The organism is Craterilacuibacter sp. RT1T, from assembly GCF_023502145.1.
GTDB lineage: Bacteria > Pseudomonadota > Gammaproteobacteria > Burkholderiales > Chromobacteriaceae > Craterilacuibacter.
The window spans coordinates 154,967-169,312 of sequence record NZ_JAMFLI010000007.1 but is presented as its reverse complement, the minus strand read 5'-3'; the positions used below and the strand labels follow the sequence as shown (position 1 = coordinate 169,312).

Sequence of the window (14,346 nt, the reverse complement as noted above, 5' to 3'; positions counted from 1 at the left end):
TTCGCTTGTTTCGTTTGCGTCGTCAGCTGAGGAGGCGAAATATACGCACCTTGCTCGGAGGCGTCAACAGCTAAAACCAGACAAAACCGTCAAATCTAGCCATAAAAACAGCAAGTGTTTGTTTTTAAAGAAAACAAAATTCACTACCCCATACATAAATAAGCAGAGGGATAATAGAACCATCAGAACTGGAGATTATTTTGCCTGCACCCACCTGGATTTTTGACCTGGATAACACCCTGCACAATGCCGATCACGGTATCTTTCCCCATATCAACCTGCTGATGACCCGCTATATCATGGAGCATCTAGCCGTAGATGAAGCAGAAGCGCATCGCTTGCGCCAGCGTTACTGGCTGCAATACGGCGCCACACTCAAAGGCCTGGTTCAACATCACGGCATTGATCCACACCATTTCCTGCAGCAGACCCACCCTTGCGAGCACTTTGCCGGCATGCTGCGGCATGAACCCTATCTTGAATCCGTTCTGGCCAAACTTCCCGGCCGCAAAATCCTGCTGTCGAACGGGCCGCAACACTATGTAGAAGACCTGCTCTTGCGTCTGGGCATCTCGCATCACTTTAGTGCGCACTATGGTGTGGAACGACTGGACTTCACCCCCAAACCCGATCCGGCGGCTTTTCGCAAGGTACTGACCCGGGAAGGCCTACAAGCAAGGCACTGCATTATGGTGGAAGACAGCTTGCCCAATCTGAAAACGGCACGGGCACTGGGCATGAAAACCGTCTGGTTAACGCGCGAGCCTCGCCGCCCCTGCTATGTTGATGCCCGCATCACATCACTGCGCGCGCTATTGCGGCTTCAGCTTTTCCCGGCAAAGCGGTTGCCATAACAAACCCAGCAACACCAGGCAGGCGGCATAAGGCCACAACTGAGCCAGAAAAGCGACCAACGCGTTCATATTGGCCAGATGGCCGTAATGCCAGCGGAACAGAGACAGCATATCGGCATCGCTGCGTGCCAGTGGCCAGAGAAAGACCATGAACTGTGTCCCCAATAATGCCAGCAATGCCACAACCGCCTGCACCTGCTGTCCAAAGCGCGTCACCAGCCATACCAGCAAGAAGCCGGCAGACAAACCGGTCATCACGTACTGGTTGATCCACTCGAAAAAGGCCATGGGCTTCAGCAAGGTGCCAGCCGCCAGCACCTTGAGAAACCACGCCAGCACCAGCGCAATTGTGATGGCACGGGCGACGTAACGGCGGGCAGCCAGAAATGTCGTAATAAACAGCAAGAAGGCGGCGAGGTTGAGCATGACCCCGCCGGCTTCAACCAGCAGCAAAAACAGCATCGGGTTTTCCATCGGCGAAACAAAGGGCTGCGGTAAACCGATAGGCCGCACCACCACGCCGAATAGCGGCACTGACGGGTCAAGCTGGGTCACAAACCAGACTACGATCAGCACCACCGCGTAATCGGCTACATTCTCATGGCGAAAATAGCGCTGGCGCTTGAGCCATACCCGATGCCACAGACGGCGAAACAGCGGACTGACCGCCAGCGTCGCGCCGACGAACGCACCGGCCATGTTGTACAACATGTCCAGATTGGACGACACGCGCATGGGCAGGAATTGCTGGCCGAACTCCACGCTGAAACTCACCAGCAAAGAAAGCAGCAAAGCCAGCAACCAGGACACAATGCGGCAACGCGAACTGAGCGCCAGAGCAAAGCCTAGTGGCAGGTAGACAAAGAAATTAACCGCGTTATCGAACAGGCGGAAATAATAAGGCAGCGGATAACTGAGGAATTCGAGCAGCGGACGGCCACTATAGACCCAACCGGTAAACGGGTAGAAACTGGAAAAGACAATCACCACAAAGGTGATCAGGGCCGTGTACTGAGCCACATGGGAACGCTGGGCATTGGCCACGTCATGCAAAGCCTGATTGAGTTAATCAGACAAGCATACCTAGGGCGGCATACTCACTTCAAGTCTGTGGCAGGAAAAAATCCTGCCACAGACTCTCGCCATCGAATCGAATAGCGATTTGACGATTATTTCAGCTTGATCTCGGCCCACAAGCGGTTCAGTTCGCGACGCTGACGGCTATTGAGATCCTGCAGTTGCTGCAGGCGCGGCATATCGGCCTTGGTCGGGAAAACTGCCGGCGACTTGGCAATGTCCTTGTTAACAAAAGCCATCGATGCCGCATTCGGGCTGCCAGTACCCATGCTATTGGTCAGCTCGGCACCATTCTTGCCGTCCAACATGAAGTTGATGAACTGATAGGCCAAATCCTTGCGCGGCGCATCTTTCAGCACCACGAAGTTGTCGACCGACATGGTATTGCCCTCTTTTTGCAAACCAAAGCTGACCACAAACGGACGCTTGGCTTTTTTGGCATCTTCACGCGCCTGCACCATATCGTTGGAGTAGCCCATCGCCACCAGCATATTGCCGACGGTCAGCTCCTTGATATAGCTCTGGTTGTTAAAAGTGGCCCAGTAAGGCTTGGCCTTCAGGATGACATCGCGCGCGGCCTTCCAGTCTGCCGGATTGGTCGAGTTGGCGGGTTTGCCCAGATACATCAGCGCAGCGGCAACCAGCTCGCGCTGCGAATCCAGCACAATCACCTTGCCCTTGATCTTGGCGAGCACGGCCGGATCGAAAATCAGCGCCCAACTATTGGCCTTGTCGGCGATGCCCAGCTTTTTCAGCGCCGTCTCGTTGTAACCCAGCACGGTGGTGGTCAGCGCATATGGCAACGAATACTGGTTGCCCTTGTCGAAGAAGGCATTCAGATAAGCCGGATTCAGGTTTTTGACATTGGCGATCTTGCTCTTGTCCAACTTCTCCGCCTTGCCCTGCCCCACCAGCGCCTGCACGGCATAGCCGGTTGGCACCACAATATCGTATCCCTTGGCGCCGGCAGCCATCTTGGCCAGCATCTCTTCATTGTCGCCATAATAATCCTGCACCAGCTTGCACTTGCACTGCGCCTCAAAACGCTTGGCAGCATCGGCGGACAGATAATTGTTCCAGTTATACAGATGCAGGGTATTCGCCGCAAAAGCCGGAACAGAGGCCAGCAAGGCCAGCGACAATAGCAATTTTTTCATGAGGTTTTCCTGCCGCCATGGCGGTAATGGGAGAAATGGAAATAACAGGCCGGCGAACATACGCCGGCCTGTGCTGACTCAGTTATCTGCGCGCAAAGAATTGGGCGAGACACGCGAGGCAATCACGATCAGCACCAAGGTCAACAGCATCAGCAAGGACGATACCGCATTGACTTCCGGCGTCACCGCAATCTTGATCATCGAATAGATCTCCAGCGGCAGGGTCGATGCACCGGCCCCGGCGGTAAAGAAGGTGATCACGAAATCATCGATGGACAGCGTAAACGCCATCAGGGCACCGGCAATAATGCCCGGGCGGATCACCGGCAGCGTCACCAGACGGAAGGCTTGAAATGGCGTGGCGCCCAGATCGCGCGCCGCCTCGACCAGCGAGTCATCCATGCCCTGCATGCGTGCCTTGACCACGATGGCGACAAAGCCGATACAGAACGCCACATGCGACAGCAAAATGGTAAATAGCCCCAGCTCGAGGATGCCCAGCACCTGATTGACCATCACGAAGAAGATCACCAGGCTGACACCGGTCAGCAACTCGGGAATCGCGATCGGCGTCAGCACCAGAAACGGCAGAATGCGCAGCTTGTACTTGTGCATCGCCACCCCGGCCAGCGTCCCGAAAAAGGTGGACAACAGGCTGGCGGCAATTGCGATCATCAGCGAGTGCCCGGCTGCAGTCAGCATCTTGTCGTTGTGAAACAGCTGGTCATACCATTTGAAGGTAAAGCCCACCCATTCCGCGTTCAGCTTGGAATCGTTGAACGAGAACACCACGACGATTACCAGCGGCAGGTAGAGAAACAGGTAAGTCGAAATGGCCGATACCCACAGCCAGACGGATTGCTTCTTAGCCACGTTTCACCCCTCCCCTTGCTACCAGCGAACCCAAGGCCGCAATACCCAATACCCCCGCCGTCAGCATGATCGACAGCACCGCGCCGAATGGCCAGTCACGCGTATCCAGAATCTGCTGCTTGATCAGGTTGCCGATCATGATCGAATCGGTGCCGCCCAGAATGTCCGGAATCGCAAACATGCCTAGGGCCGGAATAAACACCAGCGCGGAGCCGGCAAAGATGCCGGGCAGGGACAGCGGCCAGGTAATCTTCCAGAAGCGCTGCCAGGCATTGGCCCCCAGATCCTGCGCCGCCGCCAGCAGCGACATATCATGCTTTTCCAGATTGGCGTACAGCGGCAACACCATAAACGGCAGATGCACATAGACCATGCCGACAATCACGGCGAACGGGGTAAACAGCAGCTGCAAAGGCTCAAAGCCCATACCGGTCCACACCCAGTTGAGCGCCTTGGTAAATGCCGACTGCGGCCCAAGGATAATCATCCAGGCATAGATGCGGATCAGGAAGTTGGACCAGAACGGCAGGATCACCAGCAACAGCATCAGATCGCGGTGCTTTTTCTGCGAGCGCGCAATCAGCCATGCCAGCGGATACGCCATCAGGATGCACACCAGCGTCGTCAGCCCGGCATAGCCTGCCGACTTGAGAAACAGCTCGAGGTAGATCGGCTCTTCCACGATACGCTGGAAGTTCTCCAGCGTCAGATCCCACACCATGCGGCCTTCTTCGATGTAATACATCGGTGCCAGCCCGCCGTAGTCGCCCGGAAAGCGGAAGGCCGCGACAAACATGATGCAGGTCGGAATCAGGAAAAACAGCACCAGATAGACGAGCGGCGGCCAGGACAGCAAATACTTGCCCAATCGGTTTTGCAGCTTCATCACCGGCCTCACTCGAACAGGAAGCGCCCGGCGTCAAAGCGCCAGGCGACTTCCACTTCGTCGTTATCGTCAAAGAACTTGGCCACGCCGGGGATATTGTTCGGCAGCATGGTCTCGATCAGCACGCCTTCGGCCACCTCGACGATGTAGATCGTCACATCGCCCAGATACAGGCAGTCATGAATGCGTCCCTTGAAATAGGCTTCGTCCGGCAGATCCGGCAGCTCTTTATCCAGCTTGATCTTTTCCGGACGCAGCGCCAGCCAGCCCGCTTTGCCAACGGCCGCACCGGGCACTGCCAGCGTCTTGACCTCGCCGCAGCCCTTGATATCCACCGTCATGGTGTCGCCATCGACTGCCTTGACGGAGCCTTCCAGCACATTGCACTGACCGATGAAGTCAGCGACAAAACGGTTTTTCGGGTTGCCGTAGATATTCTCCGGAATATCCAGCTGCTCGACCTGACCGTTGCTCATCACCGCGATACGGTGCGACAGCGCCAGCGCCTCGCCCTGATCGTGGGTGACATAGACAAAGGTGATGCCGACTTCTTTTTGCAGATTGATCAGCTCAAGCTGCATCTCTTCACGCAACTTGGCATCCAGCGCAGACAGCGGCTCGTCCAGCAGCAACAGGCGCGGACGGTCGACCAGCGCGCGCGCAATCGCTACACGCTGACGCTGACCACCCGACATCTCATGCGGATAGCGCTTACCGAACCGGGTCAGACGTACGTCCTCCAGCAGTTCGTCCACTTGCGCGTCAATCTTGTCTTTGGCCCAGCCGGCCATCTTGAGCGGGAAAGCCACGTTCTCGCGCACCGTCATATGCGGGAACAAGGCGTAGTTCTGGAATACCGTATGTACCGGACGCTTTTCCGGCGGCACCTGCGACATATCCTTGCCATCGAGCAGAATCTGGCCCGAATCGGGCTGCTCGAAACCGGCCAACATGCGCAACAAGGTTGTCTTGCCGCAACCGGAAGGACCCAGCAAGGTAAAGAACTCACCTGCCTCGACGGACAGGCTGACGTTGTTCACAGCGGTGAAGTCATCGAACTGCTTTACAACGTTGCGGATTTCAAGGAGAGCCATGGATCTTCCCCGCCCATAAAAAAGGGCGCAATTGTAGCAAAAATCCCCCCCGGGGGAACCCCAAATTGCCCTGAAAATTCAAGACCTCAGCGCATTTTCCTGATCAGGAACAAAAGCTGCCGGCCAAAGCCGGCCAAGTAGCTATTTTTGCTGAAAAAAATCGCATGCCTGCTAAATCAGCTTGATGCAAAAAATATCCGCGTATTTGATCCGTCATCCATGTTCACTACGACAAAAAGCGCCTGTGTGCTGCTTTCATATAGCCCACTACACCTAATTCCACCCAGCACTTAAAGCTGCTTCAGGAGCGCAGAAATGCAAAAAGGCGCCCCAAAGGACGCCTTGCCATACTGCCAACAAGCAAAATTAGAACTTGGTACCGATACCTACACCGAACACCCATGGGTTGATCTTGAGGGTGCCAACATGTGCACCACCAAGCGCATCTGCAGTCACGTCTGTTTTGATCCAGATTTTCTTCACATCAACGTTGACGAAGTAGTCCTTGTTGATCGCATAGTCGGCGCCCACTTGCAGCGCACCACCCCAGCTATTTTTATCAACACTTAGATCAGTATTAAGCGCTTCTGCTCTCAGATCATTATTGTAAAAGCGAGTGTAGTTGATACCAGCACCTACGTACGGACGGAAAGCCGCTTCCGGCGTGAAGTGGTATTGCAGGGTCAGGGTTGGAGGCAACACCGAGACCTTGCCCAAATCACCAGCAGAAGATGTGACCTTGTGACGAGTGGTTCCCAAGATCAGCTCAGCGCCGATATTGTTGGTGATCATATAGGTGAAGTCCAGCTCAGGAGCCCACGCGTCCTTCGCATCTACCGTCAGGCCAGGAACAGCACCGCTGTTATTCCAAGTGGCATCCGGGCTCACGTTGATGACACGAAAACGCGCCAGAATATCACCTTGTGCGGCGAAAGCAGGGGCAGCCATGGCGGCGATCAGAGCGGCAAGTGCGAGCTTTTTCATCATTCTTCTCCTGTTACAGGTTTGCTTGTTTGGACTTAAAATTCGTGGGCGGCGCCGGCTTGTGTCAGACTTTGTCCTGACCATGCTGCAGTGCGTGCCTGTCAGGCAGGAAAATATCAAAGCCCAAGCAGTGAAACTTTGCGCCAGATCATGAAAAGAACATAAATATGAAAAAGCCATATCGAGATTTAAGGGAATTCATCGCGCAACTCGAAGCCGATGGCCAGCTCAAGCGCATCACCCGCCCGGTTTCGCCCTATCTGGAAATGACCGAGATTGCCGACCGCGTACTTAAGGCCGGCGGCCCTGCCCTGTTATTCGAAGCACCGACACAGGATGGCAAACGCTATGACTATCCGGTACTGGCCAACCTGTTCGGCACGCCCGAGCGCGTAGCGCAGGGCATGGGAGCCGACGGCATTGCTGCCTTGCGCGAAATCGGCCAGACACTGGCCTATCTGAAAGAGCCGGAGCCACCCAAGGGACTGCGCGATGCATGGGACAAGCTACCGCTATTAAAGCAAGTACTGTCCATGGCTCCCAAACTGGTCAGCAAAGCGCCCTGTCAGGAAATCGTATGGGAAGGCGAAGACGTGGATCTGGCGCGCCTGCCTATCCAGCACTGCTGGCCGGGCGATGTAGCACCGCTGATGACCTGGGGCCTGACCGTCACCCGTGGCCCGAACAAAAAACGCCAGAATCTAGGCATTTATCGCCAGCAGGTCATAGGCAAAAACCGCGTGATCATGCGCTGGCTGGCGCACCGGGGCGGCGCGCTCGACTATCGCGAATTCTGCCAACAAAATCCGGGCCAGCCCTATCCGGTGGCGGTGGTACTGGGTTGCGACCCGGCGACCATACTCGGCGCGGTGACGCCAGTACCGGACACCCTGTCCGAATATCAGTTCGCCGGGCTGCTGCGCGGCAGCCGCACCGAGCTGACCCAGTGCCGGGGCTCCGATCTGCAGGTACCGGCGCGTGCCGAGATGGTGCTCGAAGGCCATATCCACCCGGACGACACCGCGCTGGAAGGTCCGTATGGCGACCATACCGGCTATTACAACGAGCAAGACCGCTTTCCGGTACTGACCATAGACCGCATCACCATGCGCGAGAATCCGGTCTATCACAGCACCTATACCGGCAAACCGCCGGATGAGCCGGCCATTCTCGGCGTGGCACTGAACGAAGTGTTTGTGCCCATACTGCAAAAGCAGTTTCCGGAAATCACCGATTTTTATCTGCCGCCCGAAGGCTGCAGCTACCGCATGGCGGTGGTCAGTATCAAGAAGCAGTACCCCGGCCACGCCAAGCGCGTGATGATGGGTGTGTGGTCTTTCCTGCGCCAATTCATGTACACCAAGTTCATCGTGGTGGTGGACGACGATGTGAACACCCGTGACTGGAAAGAAGTGATCTGGGCCATCACCACCCGTATGGATCCGGTGCGCGACACAGTGCTGATCGAAAACACCCCGATCGACTACCTCGACTTTGCCAGCCCGGTGTCGGGCTTAGGCGGCAAGATGGGACTGGATGCGACCAATAAATGGCCGGGCGAGACCACGCGCGAATGGGGTACCCCCATCGTGATGGATGACACGGTCAAGGCGCGGGTGGATGCGATGTGGGGGGAGTTGGGACTGTAGTTTTTTTGCCAACGGCGGAGGGCAACAATATAGCCACCACACTGCAATTTAAATTGCATAGTGTTAGCATCGCGAGCATACATTATGCGATGAGAATGCCGCCATGCCCAGCCGCCACCCGCTTCAAGCTAAAAACCTGCTCGCCATGACCCTGATCGCCGCAAGCCTGACCGCTTGTGGCGGAGGGGGCGGAGGAAGCGGGCCGGATACGGTCGCACCGGGTGGAGGTGGCGGGGCAGGCGGCGATATCAGTACACCCAAACCCTCGGCAACACCTGCGACTATCGAATTTGCCGATGCCCAGCCTGCGCTCATCAAATTGCTGAACATGGGGGGGATTACTCGTTCGACCGTTACTTTTCTGGTCAAGGACGCTCAAGGTAACCCGGTCAAAAACCAGCAGGTCAACTTCCGCCTAGAAAACGAAGCGGGCGGCCTCATGCTCAGCACAAAGACAGCGCTGACCGACGCCAACGGTGTTGCCAGCACTCAGGTGATCGCAGGCAATGTGGCCACCTCGATCCGCGTCAACGCCGAAATTCCGGGAACACCACTACAAGCTCAATCTGAGAAATTGGTTATCTCGACCGGCTACCCGCACCAGGATGGATTTTCGCTGGCTGCGACTAGCTTAAATCCTGAATTCCTCAACCGCGATGGCGAGGAAACGACGCTAACGGCTTCCGCATCCGACCGCGCCGGCAACCTCGTGCCGGACGGTACGCCGATCTATTTCGTTACAGAGGCGGGCGTTGGTCAGGTTGACTCCAAATGCGAGACCAAAAATGGCCGATGCAGTGTCAAGCTCAGCTCGTCAGGCGACCGTAATGCGCTGGTTGGTGCGGGCAGGCAGACCATTCTCGCCTACACCTTGGGCGAAGAGAGCTTTTCCGATAGCAACGGTAACGGCCTGCACGATATGGGCGAACCATTTGATGATCTGCCGGAAGCATTCGTTGACGCCAATATGAATGGCACGCGAAATCTCGGGCTACCCACAGTACAATTTGCCACGACAGGTAAGGTATTGGACGAACGTTTCGAAGATCTGAATGCCAACCTCCAGTACGACGCCAAAGACGACAACTTCAATGGGGTCACCCGCAACTACAGCTCGGGTGCGCGCACCTCGGTGCATATCCGCAAGAATATCGAGATCGTCTGGTCCGGCCCATGGCAGGCACCGACAATCCCCACCGCGGCCAACCTGATCTGTACGGCTGGCACGGATCGGACCGGCTCACTAACCATCACACCGACCGACGTCAATGGCAACCCGGTACCCTCGGGCAGCAAGGTCAAATTTGCAATACTGGGAAGTGCTGTTGGCCTGCAAGGCGACAGCGAGTTCATTGTCCCCAACAAGTCGACCCCGACCACATTCACGGCCAACTATGGCATTAGTACTGGCTCTGACTGCGGCACCTCTGGTCTGGCCGACAGCATGCTCGTCACCATCACCACGCCCAGTGGCATCGCGGTTAGCAAGAGTTACCCTATCCGCTAACCCAATACCTTCCACACCCCGGTCTACGCCGGGGTATTTTCTTGCGATCAGCTCTTGCCGAAAGACTTGGCTCACCGCATCATCTCGCCTTTATAAGGAGGCATCATGCTGCACAACCCGAACTCCAATGCTCGTCTGAAACGCCTGAAGCCGCGCCAGCGCAAGAAACTGCGCGTAGGTGAATATACCGAACTGGGCTTTTCGCTGATCGTAACCCTGAAAAAAGACACCGATCTGGGCGCACAGGATGCGCTGCTGGATGCATGGCTGGAAGCAGTGGACGCACAGGGCGTCAGCTTTGGCGGCCACTTTGCCGGCGCCGAAACCCTGCAGTTCGAAGGCATCGTGTTCCCGGTTGGCCGTGGCAGCGTCAGCGCTGAAACCCGCACCGCACTGGTTGCCTGGCTGTCGGCTCGCGCCGAAGTCGATGCGGTCGATGCCGACGAGTTGGCTGACCTGTGGAATATCGAGTGGTAAACAAGATGGACTGACGGGGCCTGCCCCGCTCACGACCAAGGGCCCGGAATTTTCCGGGCCCTTGTTTTATCCGCCGTCCGTCAGGGGGCGGATTTGTGCGCGCATGGCGCTGACCATCGCCGTTTGCCAGCGTCCATATAAGCGCGCCAGCGTTTGCTGCAGCTCGCGCTCCCAGCATGCGTCTCCCGGCCTGGCGACGGCGACCCATTGCTGGGCCAGCTCGCCATGCAAGCCGACACCATCATGCAGCACGAACAAGCAATCGGCACACTGGCGTGCCAACAGACGATGCGACTTGTCGGCCAGCGGAGCGGGACTCGCCAGCGTACGGGCGGTAAACAGGGATTGGGAACGCCAGAACACCTGATACAGGCGCAACAGGCCCAAAGAAAAATGCAGCGCAGCGGGTTGCATGCGCAAGGCGATCAGCGGCTCAGACATAAATAAGCTCCATGGTGCAGCGCACAATGGAGCTTATAGCCAAGAAATATTACAAATGCAAGATCAGAGACTCACCCAGCGCGGACGGGTCAACTCGGCCGGCTGCAGCACTTCATCCAGTTGCTCGCGGGTCATCAGGCCGCGCGCCAGCACGATTTCGGACACACTGCCGCCGCTATGGAAGGCCTCACCCGCCACTTCGGTGGCTGCGGCATAGCCGATAATGGGGAACAGCGCCGTCACCAGGCCGATGGAATTTTCCACCTGCTGCTTAAGGAAATCGCGGTTGGCGGTAATGTCCTTAACGCAGTTTTCCCCCAGCGTGTCGCAGGCGGCAATCAGATGCGCGACGCTACGGAACAGGCTGTAGGCAATCACCGGTTCGAAAGCATTGAGCTGCAGCTGGCCACCTTCAGCGGCCATGGTCACGGTCATATCGTTGCCGATCACTTCGAACGCCACCTGGTTCACCACCTCCGGAATCACCGGATTAACCTTGCCCGGCATAATGGACGAGCCAGCCTGACGGGCGGGCAAATTGATGTCGCCCAAACCGGCACGCGGGCCGGATGACAGCAGGCGCAAGTCGTTGCAGATTTTGGACAGCTTGACTGCGATGCGCTTAAGCACGCCCGACACTTGCACAAAGGCACCACAGTCCTGTGTGGCCTCAATCAGGTTGGGCGCGGTCACCAGCGCAAAGCCGGAGAGCTTGGCCAGATGCTTGCACACCAGCGGCGCGTAATCGGGATGGGCGCAGATACCGGTACCGATAGCGGTGGCACCCATATTGATTTCCAGCATCAGTTGCGAGGCTTCCAGCAGGCGCTGCTGGTCTTCCCCCAGCATCACCGCATAGGTCTGAAACTCCTGCCCCAGTGTCATCGGTACCGCATCCTGCAACTGGGTACGCCCCATTTTCAGTACATCATTGAACTCTTCGGCCTTGGCAGCAAAGTGCAGTTTGAGACGCTCCAGCGCCGCACCCAATTGCTGCAAGCCCATATAGGTCGCCAGACGCAACGAAGTCGGATAAGCATCGTTGGTGCTCTGGCACAGATTCACGTGCTCGTTCGGATGCAGATACTGGTACTCGCCCTTTTGCTTGCCCATCAGCTCGAGGGCGCGGTTGGCAATCACCTCGTTGGCATTCATATTGGTCGAAGTGCCGGCGCCCCCCTGAATGGAGTCGACGACAAACTCCTGATGCAGCTTGCCGGCGCGGATTTCCTCGCATGCCCCGACAATCGCCTGTGCCTTGGCATCATCCAGCAAACCGATCTCGTGATTGGCCTGTGCAGCAGCCTGCTTGATCAGCGCCAGCGACAGAATCAGCTCGCGATAGTGCGAAATAGGCACCCCGGTAATCGGAAAATTTTCCACCGCGCGTAAGGTATGCACGCCCCAGTAAGCCTGAGCGGGAATATCACGGTTGCCAATCAGATCGTGTTCGATGCGGGTAGTCATGCGAGGTCTCATTCTTGGGGTGAGCCGCGAGCGGCGGGAATGGGAAAGACTCTAGACTTCATAAGTACGCCTGACCAATTCCGAATATCGATGGCATTATGCAAAATTTGCATCACATGGATTGGACAGCAAGGGCAACAACAAATAATACATTTGGCATTACATTTATTGCCCAATCAAATGCATTTGAATAAGATGGCGTTTTATCCTGCGATGAGTCATCACCATGAAGCCGAATGTCCTGCTGCTCTCCCTCTCCCTGATCGCCGGCGTTGCCAGCGCCGCTCCGCAGCTGGCTGACGAATACATCGGCTTTAGCGGCGCATTCGCCCACCACAATGTCAGCTACCCAAGTTACAACAGCAATGAAGACAACCGCGTCGGCTACGCGCTGACCGCTGGCTACTATGTGTTGCCACAATTGTCGCTGGAACTGGCTTTTGCCGATCTGGGCGATAGCGACGGCAAGGACTTCAACGGCAAGGTCAGCACCAGCATCCGCTCGGTATCCTTCAGTGCGCTGGGGCATTTGCCCGTGACTGAACAGTTTGGCGTTTACGGTCGTCTGGGTGCAGGGCAGCTGCGTGCCCGCGGTGATTACGGCTTTGGCAGCTACACCACCCACGACTACCAGCCTGTTGTCGGCATCGGTGTTGAAGGAACCATCAGCAATGAATGGCGCCTGTTTGCCGAGCTGACGCATTACGGCAAGGTGACGCTGGAAAACCAGAACGGCGACAGCATGGGCAGTGTCAAAGCCATGGCCCTGCAGGCCGGTGCCAGCTACCACTTCTAAGCCTGAACGACTAACGGGAAGCCAAGCTTCCCGTTTTTACACGCGCGGGTAACGCCCGGACAAATAGCGCCATAGTGCATCCAGCGCCGGGCGCTGCCGCCGTATATCGCGATAAAGCCGCACTTCCATATCAATCTGCCAGCCCTCACCGCCAGCCAGCGCCAACTCTCCACGCTTGATCTCTTCCTGCACCGCACTATCGGGCAAAAAAGCAACACCGTGCCCCTGCAACACCATATGCTTCAAGCCCTCGGCCATATCGGTCTCGTAACGCAGACTCAAGTGCGCAGATTCGGGCGCCTGCCCCAGCAAAAGCTCACTCATACGGTAGAAATAGGCGCCGGGCGAGTAGCCTAAAAACGGCAATGGCTGCGCTTCTGTGCCCGGCAAACGCAAGCAAGGCTGACCGTCACCATCTGCGCGGGCATAAGGGCGCAAATGCTCCAGCCCCAGCTTCAGCCCGCTATAGTAGGCATCGCTCAGGCTGACCGGCTGGCGGGCATGGTGGTAGCACATCAACAGATCGCTGCCACCCTCGACAAAAGCCAGCAGGGCATCGTGCACATTGCTGGCCTGCAAGCGGCACGACAGCGCACCAAAATCCTCGACCACGCCGGACAGCCAGTGGGGAAAGAAGGAGAACGACAAGGTATGCGGCACGGAAAACTCCAGCGTATCCGCCGGCATCGCCCGCATACCCGCCAAACGCGAGCGCGCGGCGCGCATCTGAGCCAGCACCGCAGCGGCCTCCTGGCGAAAAGCCAGACCTGCCGCCGTCAGTTGCGTCGGGTAACAGGTGCGGTCGATCAGCTCGGTACCGGCCCAGCCCTCCAGCGACTTGATGCGGCGTGAAAACGCCGGCTGCGTCAAATGACGGATCTCGGCCGAGCGGGTAAAGCTACCTGTCTCGGCCAAGACCAGAAAATCTTCCAGCCAGCGCGTTTCCATGGCCAAGCTCCCTGTGCAATACAAATAATGCCCAAGGAAAACAACAAGGCATTAATGCATGTTAATATCATTAAAAATATTGATAACAATACAAAATAGCAATAGCCCGATACCGGGGTGCCGTCTTAAGTACGCG

General features: G+C 56.8%; 14 protein-coding genes. 5 read left to right on the top strand and 9 right to left on the bottom strand.

The window, feature by feature from the left end; genetic code table 11:
- The first annotated feature begins 200 nt into the window (after positions 1 to 200).
- Entirely contained in the window at positions 201 to 854 is a 654-nt protein-coding gene (locus tag M3P88_RS12040; protein WP_249616258.1) for a pyrimidine 5'-nucleotidase, read from the top strand.
- Here the strand turns inward: M3P88_RS12040 and M3P88_RS12035 are convergent.
- The 6 genes from M3P88_RS12035 to M3P88_RS12010 form a co-directional block, all read right to left on the bottom strand.
- Entirely contained in the window at positions 813 to 1,898 is a 1,086-nt protein-coding gene (locus M3P88_RS12035; protein ID WP_249616257.1) for a VanZ family protein, read from the bottom strand. The genes M3P88_RS12040 and M3P88_RS12035 overlap by 42 nt on opposite strands.
- Before the next feature lie 125 nt (positions 1,899 to 2,023).
- Positions 2,024 to 3,088, bottom strand: a complete 1,065-nt coding sequence (locus M3P88_RS12030; protein ID WP_249616256.1) for an ABC transporter substrate-binding protein — start codon at positions 3,086 to 3,088, stop codon at positions 2,024 to 2,026.
- A gap of 78 nt (positions 3,089 to 3,166) precedes the next feature.
- Positions 3,167 to 3,961: an ABC transporter permease gene (locus tag M3P88_RS12025; protein WP_249616255.1), complete on the bottom strand. Its 795-nt coding sequence runs from the start codon at positions 3,959 to 3,961 to the stop codon at positions 3,167 to 3,169.
- Entirely contained in the window at positions 3,954 to 4,847 is an 894-nt protein-coding gene (locus M3P88_RS12020; protein ID WP_249616254.1) for an ABC transporter permease, read from the bottom strand. The genes M3P88_RS12025 and M3P88_RS12020 overlap by 8 nt, the downstream gene beginning before the upstream one ends.
- Before the next feature lie 8 nt (positions 4,848 to 4,855).
- Complete coding sequence (locus M3P88_RS12015) at positions 4,856 to 5,941, bottom strand: ABC transporter ATP-binding protein (RefSeq protein ID WP_249616253.1); 1,086 nt, start codon at positions 5,939 to 5,941, stop codon at positions 4,856 to 4,858.
- 366 nt (positions 5,942 to 6,307) lie between these two features.
- A complete protein-coding gene (locus tag M3P88_RS12010; RefSeq protein ID WP_249616252.1) occupies positions 6,308 to 6,925 on the bottom strand; it encodes an OmpW/AlkL family protein in 618 nt (205 codons plus the stop codon).
- A 167-nt stretch (positions 6,926 to 7,092) separates the two neighbouring features.
- Between M3P88_RS12010 and ubiD the strand changes: the two genes are divergently transcribed.
- The 3 genes from ubiD (at position 7,093) to M3P88_RS11995 (ending at position 10,558) form a co-directional block, all read left to right on the top strand.
- The gene (ubiD, locus tag M3P88_RS12005) at positions 7,093 to 8,574 is read left to right on the top strand and encodes a 4-hydroxy-3-polyprenylbenzoate decarboxylase (RefSeq protein ID WP_249616251.1); all 1,482 of its coding nucleotides are present in this window, start codon (positions 7,093 to 7,095) and stop codon (positions 8,572 to 8,574) included.
- A gap of 103 nt (positions 8,575 to 8,677) precedes the next feature.
- Positions 8,678 to 10,081, top strand: a complete 1,404-nt coding sequence (locus M3P88_RS12000) for an Ig-like domain-containing protein (RefSeq protein ID WP_249616250.1) — start codon at positions 8,678 to 8,680, stop codon at positions 10,079 to 10,081.
- Between the two features lie 105 nt (positions 10,082 to 10,186).
- Positions 10,187 to 10,558 carry a YggL family protein gene (locus M3P88_RS11995; RefSeq protein WP_249616249.1) on the top strand — a complete coding sequence of 124 codons (372 nt, stop codon included), beginning with the start codon at positions 10,187 to 10,189 and terminating at the stop codon, positions 10,556 to 10,558.
- 66 nt (positions 10,559 to 10,624) lie between these two features.
- Here the strand turns inward: M3P88_RS11995 and M3P88_RS11990 are convergent, their stop codons facing one another.
- Together M3P88_RS11990 and aspA are read right to left on the bottom strand one after the other, a co-directional pair.
- Positions 10,625 to 10,999 (bottom strand): hypothetical protein, encoded by a 375-nt coding sequence (locus M3P88_RS11990; RefSeq protein WP_249616248.1) that lies wholly within the window; start codon positions 10,997 to 10,999, stop codon positions 10,625 to 10,627.
- 63 nt (positions 11,000 to 11,062) lie between these two features.
- Positions 11,063 to 12,466: an aspartate ammonia-lyase gene (gene aspA, locus M3P88_RS11985; protein WP_249616247.1), complete on the bottom strand. Its 1,404-nt coding sequence runs from the start codon at positions 12,464 to 12,466 to the stop codon at positions 11,063 to 11,065.
- A 226-nt stretch (positions 12,467 to 12,692) separates the two neighbouring features.
- Between aspA and M3P88_RS11980 the strand changes: the two genes are divergently transcribed.
- Entirely contained in the window at positions 12,693 to 13,262 is a 570-nt protein-coding gene (locus tag M3P88_RS11980) for an outer membrane beta-barrel protein (protein ID WP_249616246.1), read from the top strand.
- 36 nt (positions 13,263 to 13,298) lie between these two features.
- Here M3P88_RS11980 and M3P88_RS11975 read toward each other — a convergent pair whose 3' ends face one another.
- Complete coding sequence (locus tag M3P88_RS11975) at positions 13,299 to 14,210, bottom strand: LysR substrate-binding domain-containing protein (protein ID WP_249616245.1); 912 nt, start codon at positions 14,208 to 14,210, stop codon at positions 13,299 to 13,301.
- Positions 14,211 to 14,346 lie beyond the last annotated feature (136 nt).

Excerpts from the sequence above, each read along its gene's own strand:
- M3P88_RS12030 (WP_249616256.1), bottom strand. The coding sequence starts at position 3,088 with ATGAAAAAATTGCTATTGTCGCTGGCCTTGCTGGCCTCTGTTCCGGCT.
- M3P88_RS12020 (WP_249616254.1), bottom strand. The coding sequence starts at position 4,847 with ATGAAGCTGCAAAACCGATTGGGCAAGTATTTGCTGTCCTGGCCGCCG.
- M3P88_RS12015 (WP_249616253.1), bottom strand. The coding sequence starts at position 5,941 with ATGGCTCTCCTTGAAATCCGCAACGTTGTAAAGCAGTTCGATGACTTC.
- M3P88_RS12010 (WP_249616252.1), bottom strand. The coding sequence starts at position 6,925 with ATGAAAAAGCTCGCACTTGCCGCTCTGATCGCCGCCATGGCTGCCCCT.
- ubiD (WP_249616251.1), top strand. The coding sequence starts at position 7,093 with ATGAAAAAGCCATATCGAGATTTAAGGGAATTCATCGCGCAACTCGAA.
- M3P88_RS12000 (WP_249616250.1), top strand. The coding sequence starts at position 8,678 with ATGCCCAGCCGCCACCCGCTTCAAGCTAAAAACCTGCTCGCCATGACC.
- M3P88_RS11995 (WP_249616249.1), top strand. The coding sequence starts at position 10,187 with ATGCTGCACAACCCGAACTCCAATGCTCGTCTGAAACGCCTGAAGCCG.
- M3P88_RS11990 (WP_249616248.1), bottom strand. The coding sequence starts at position 10,999 with ATGTCTGAGCCGCTGATCGCCTTGCGCATGCAACCCGCTGCGCTGCAT.
- aspA (WP_249616247.1), bottom strand. The coding sequence starts at position 12,466 with ATGACTACCCGCATCGAACACGATCTGATTGGCAACCGTGATATTCCC.
- M3P88_RS11980 (WP_249616246.1), top strand. The coding sequence starts at position 12,693 with ATGAAGCCGAATGTCCTGCTGCTCTCCCTCTCCCTGATCGCCGGCGTT.
- M3P88_RS11975 (WP_249616245.1), bottom strand. The coding sequence starts at position 14,210 with ATGGAAACGCGCTGGCTGGAAGATTTTCTGGTCTTGGCCGAGACAGGT.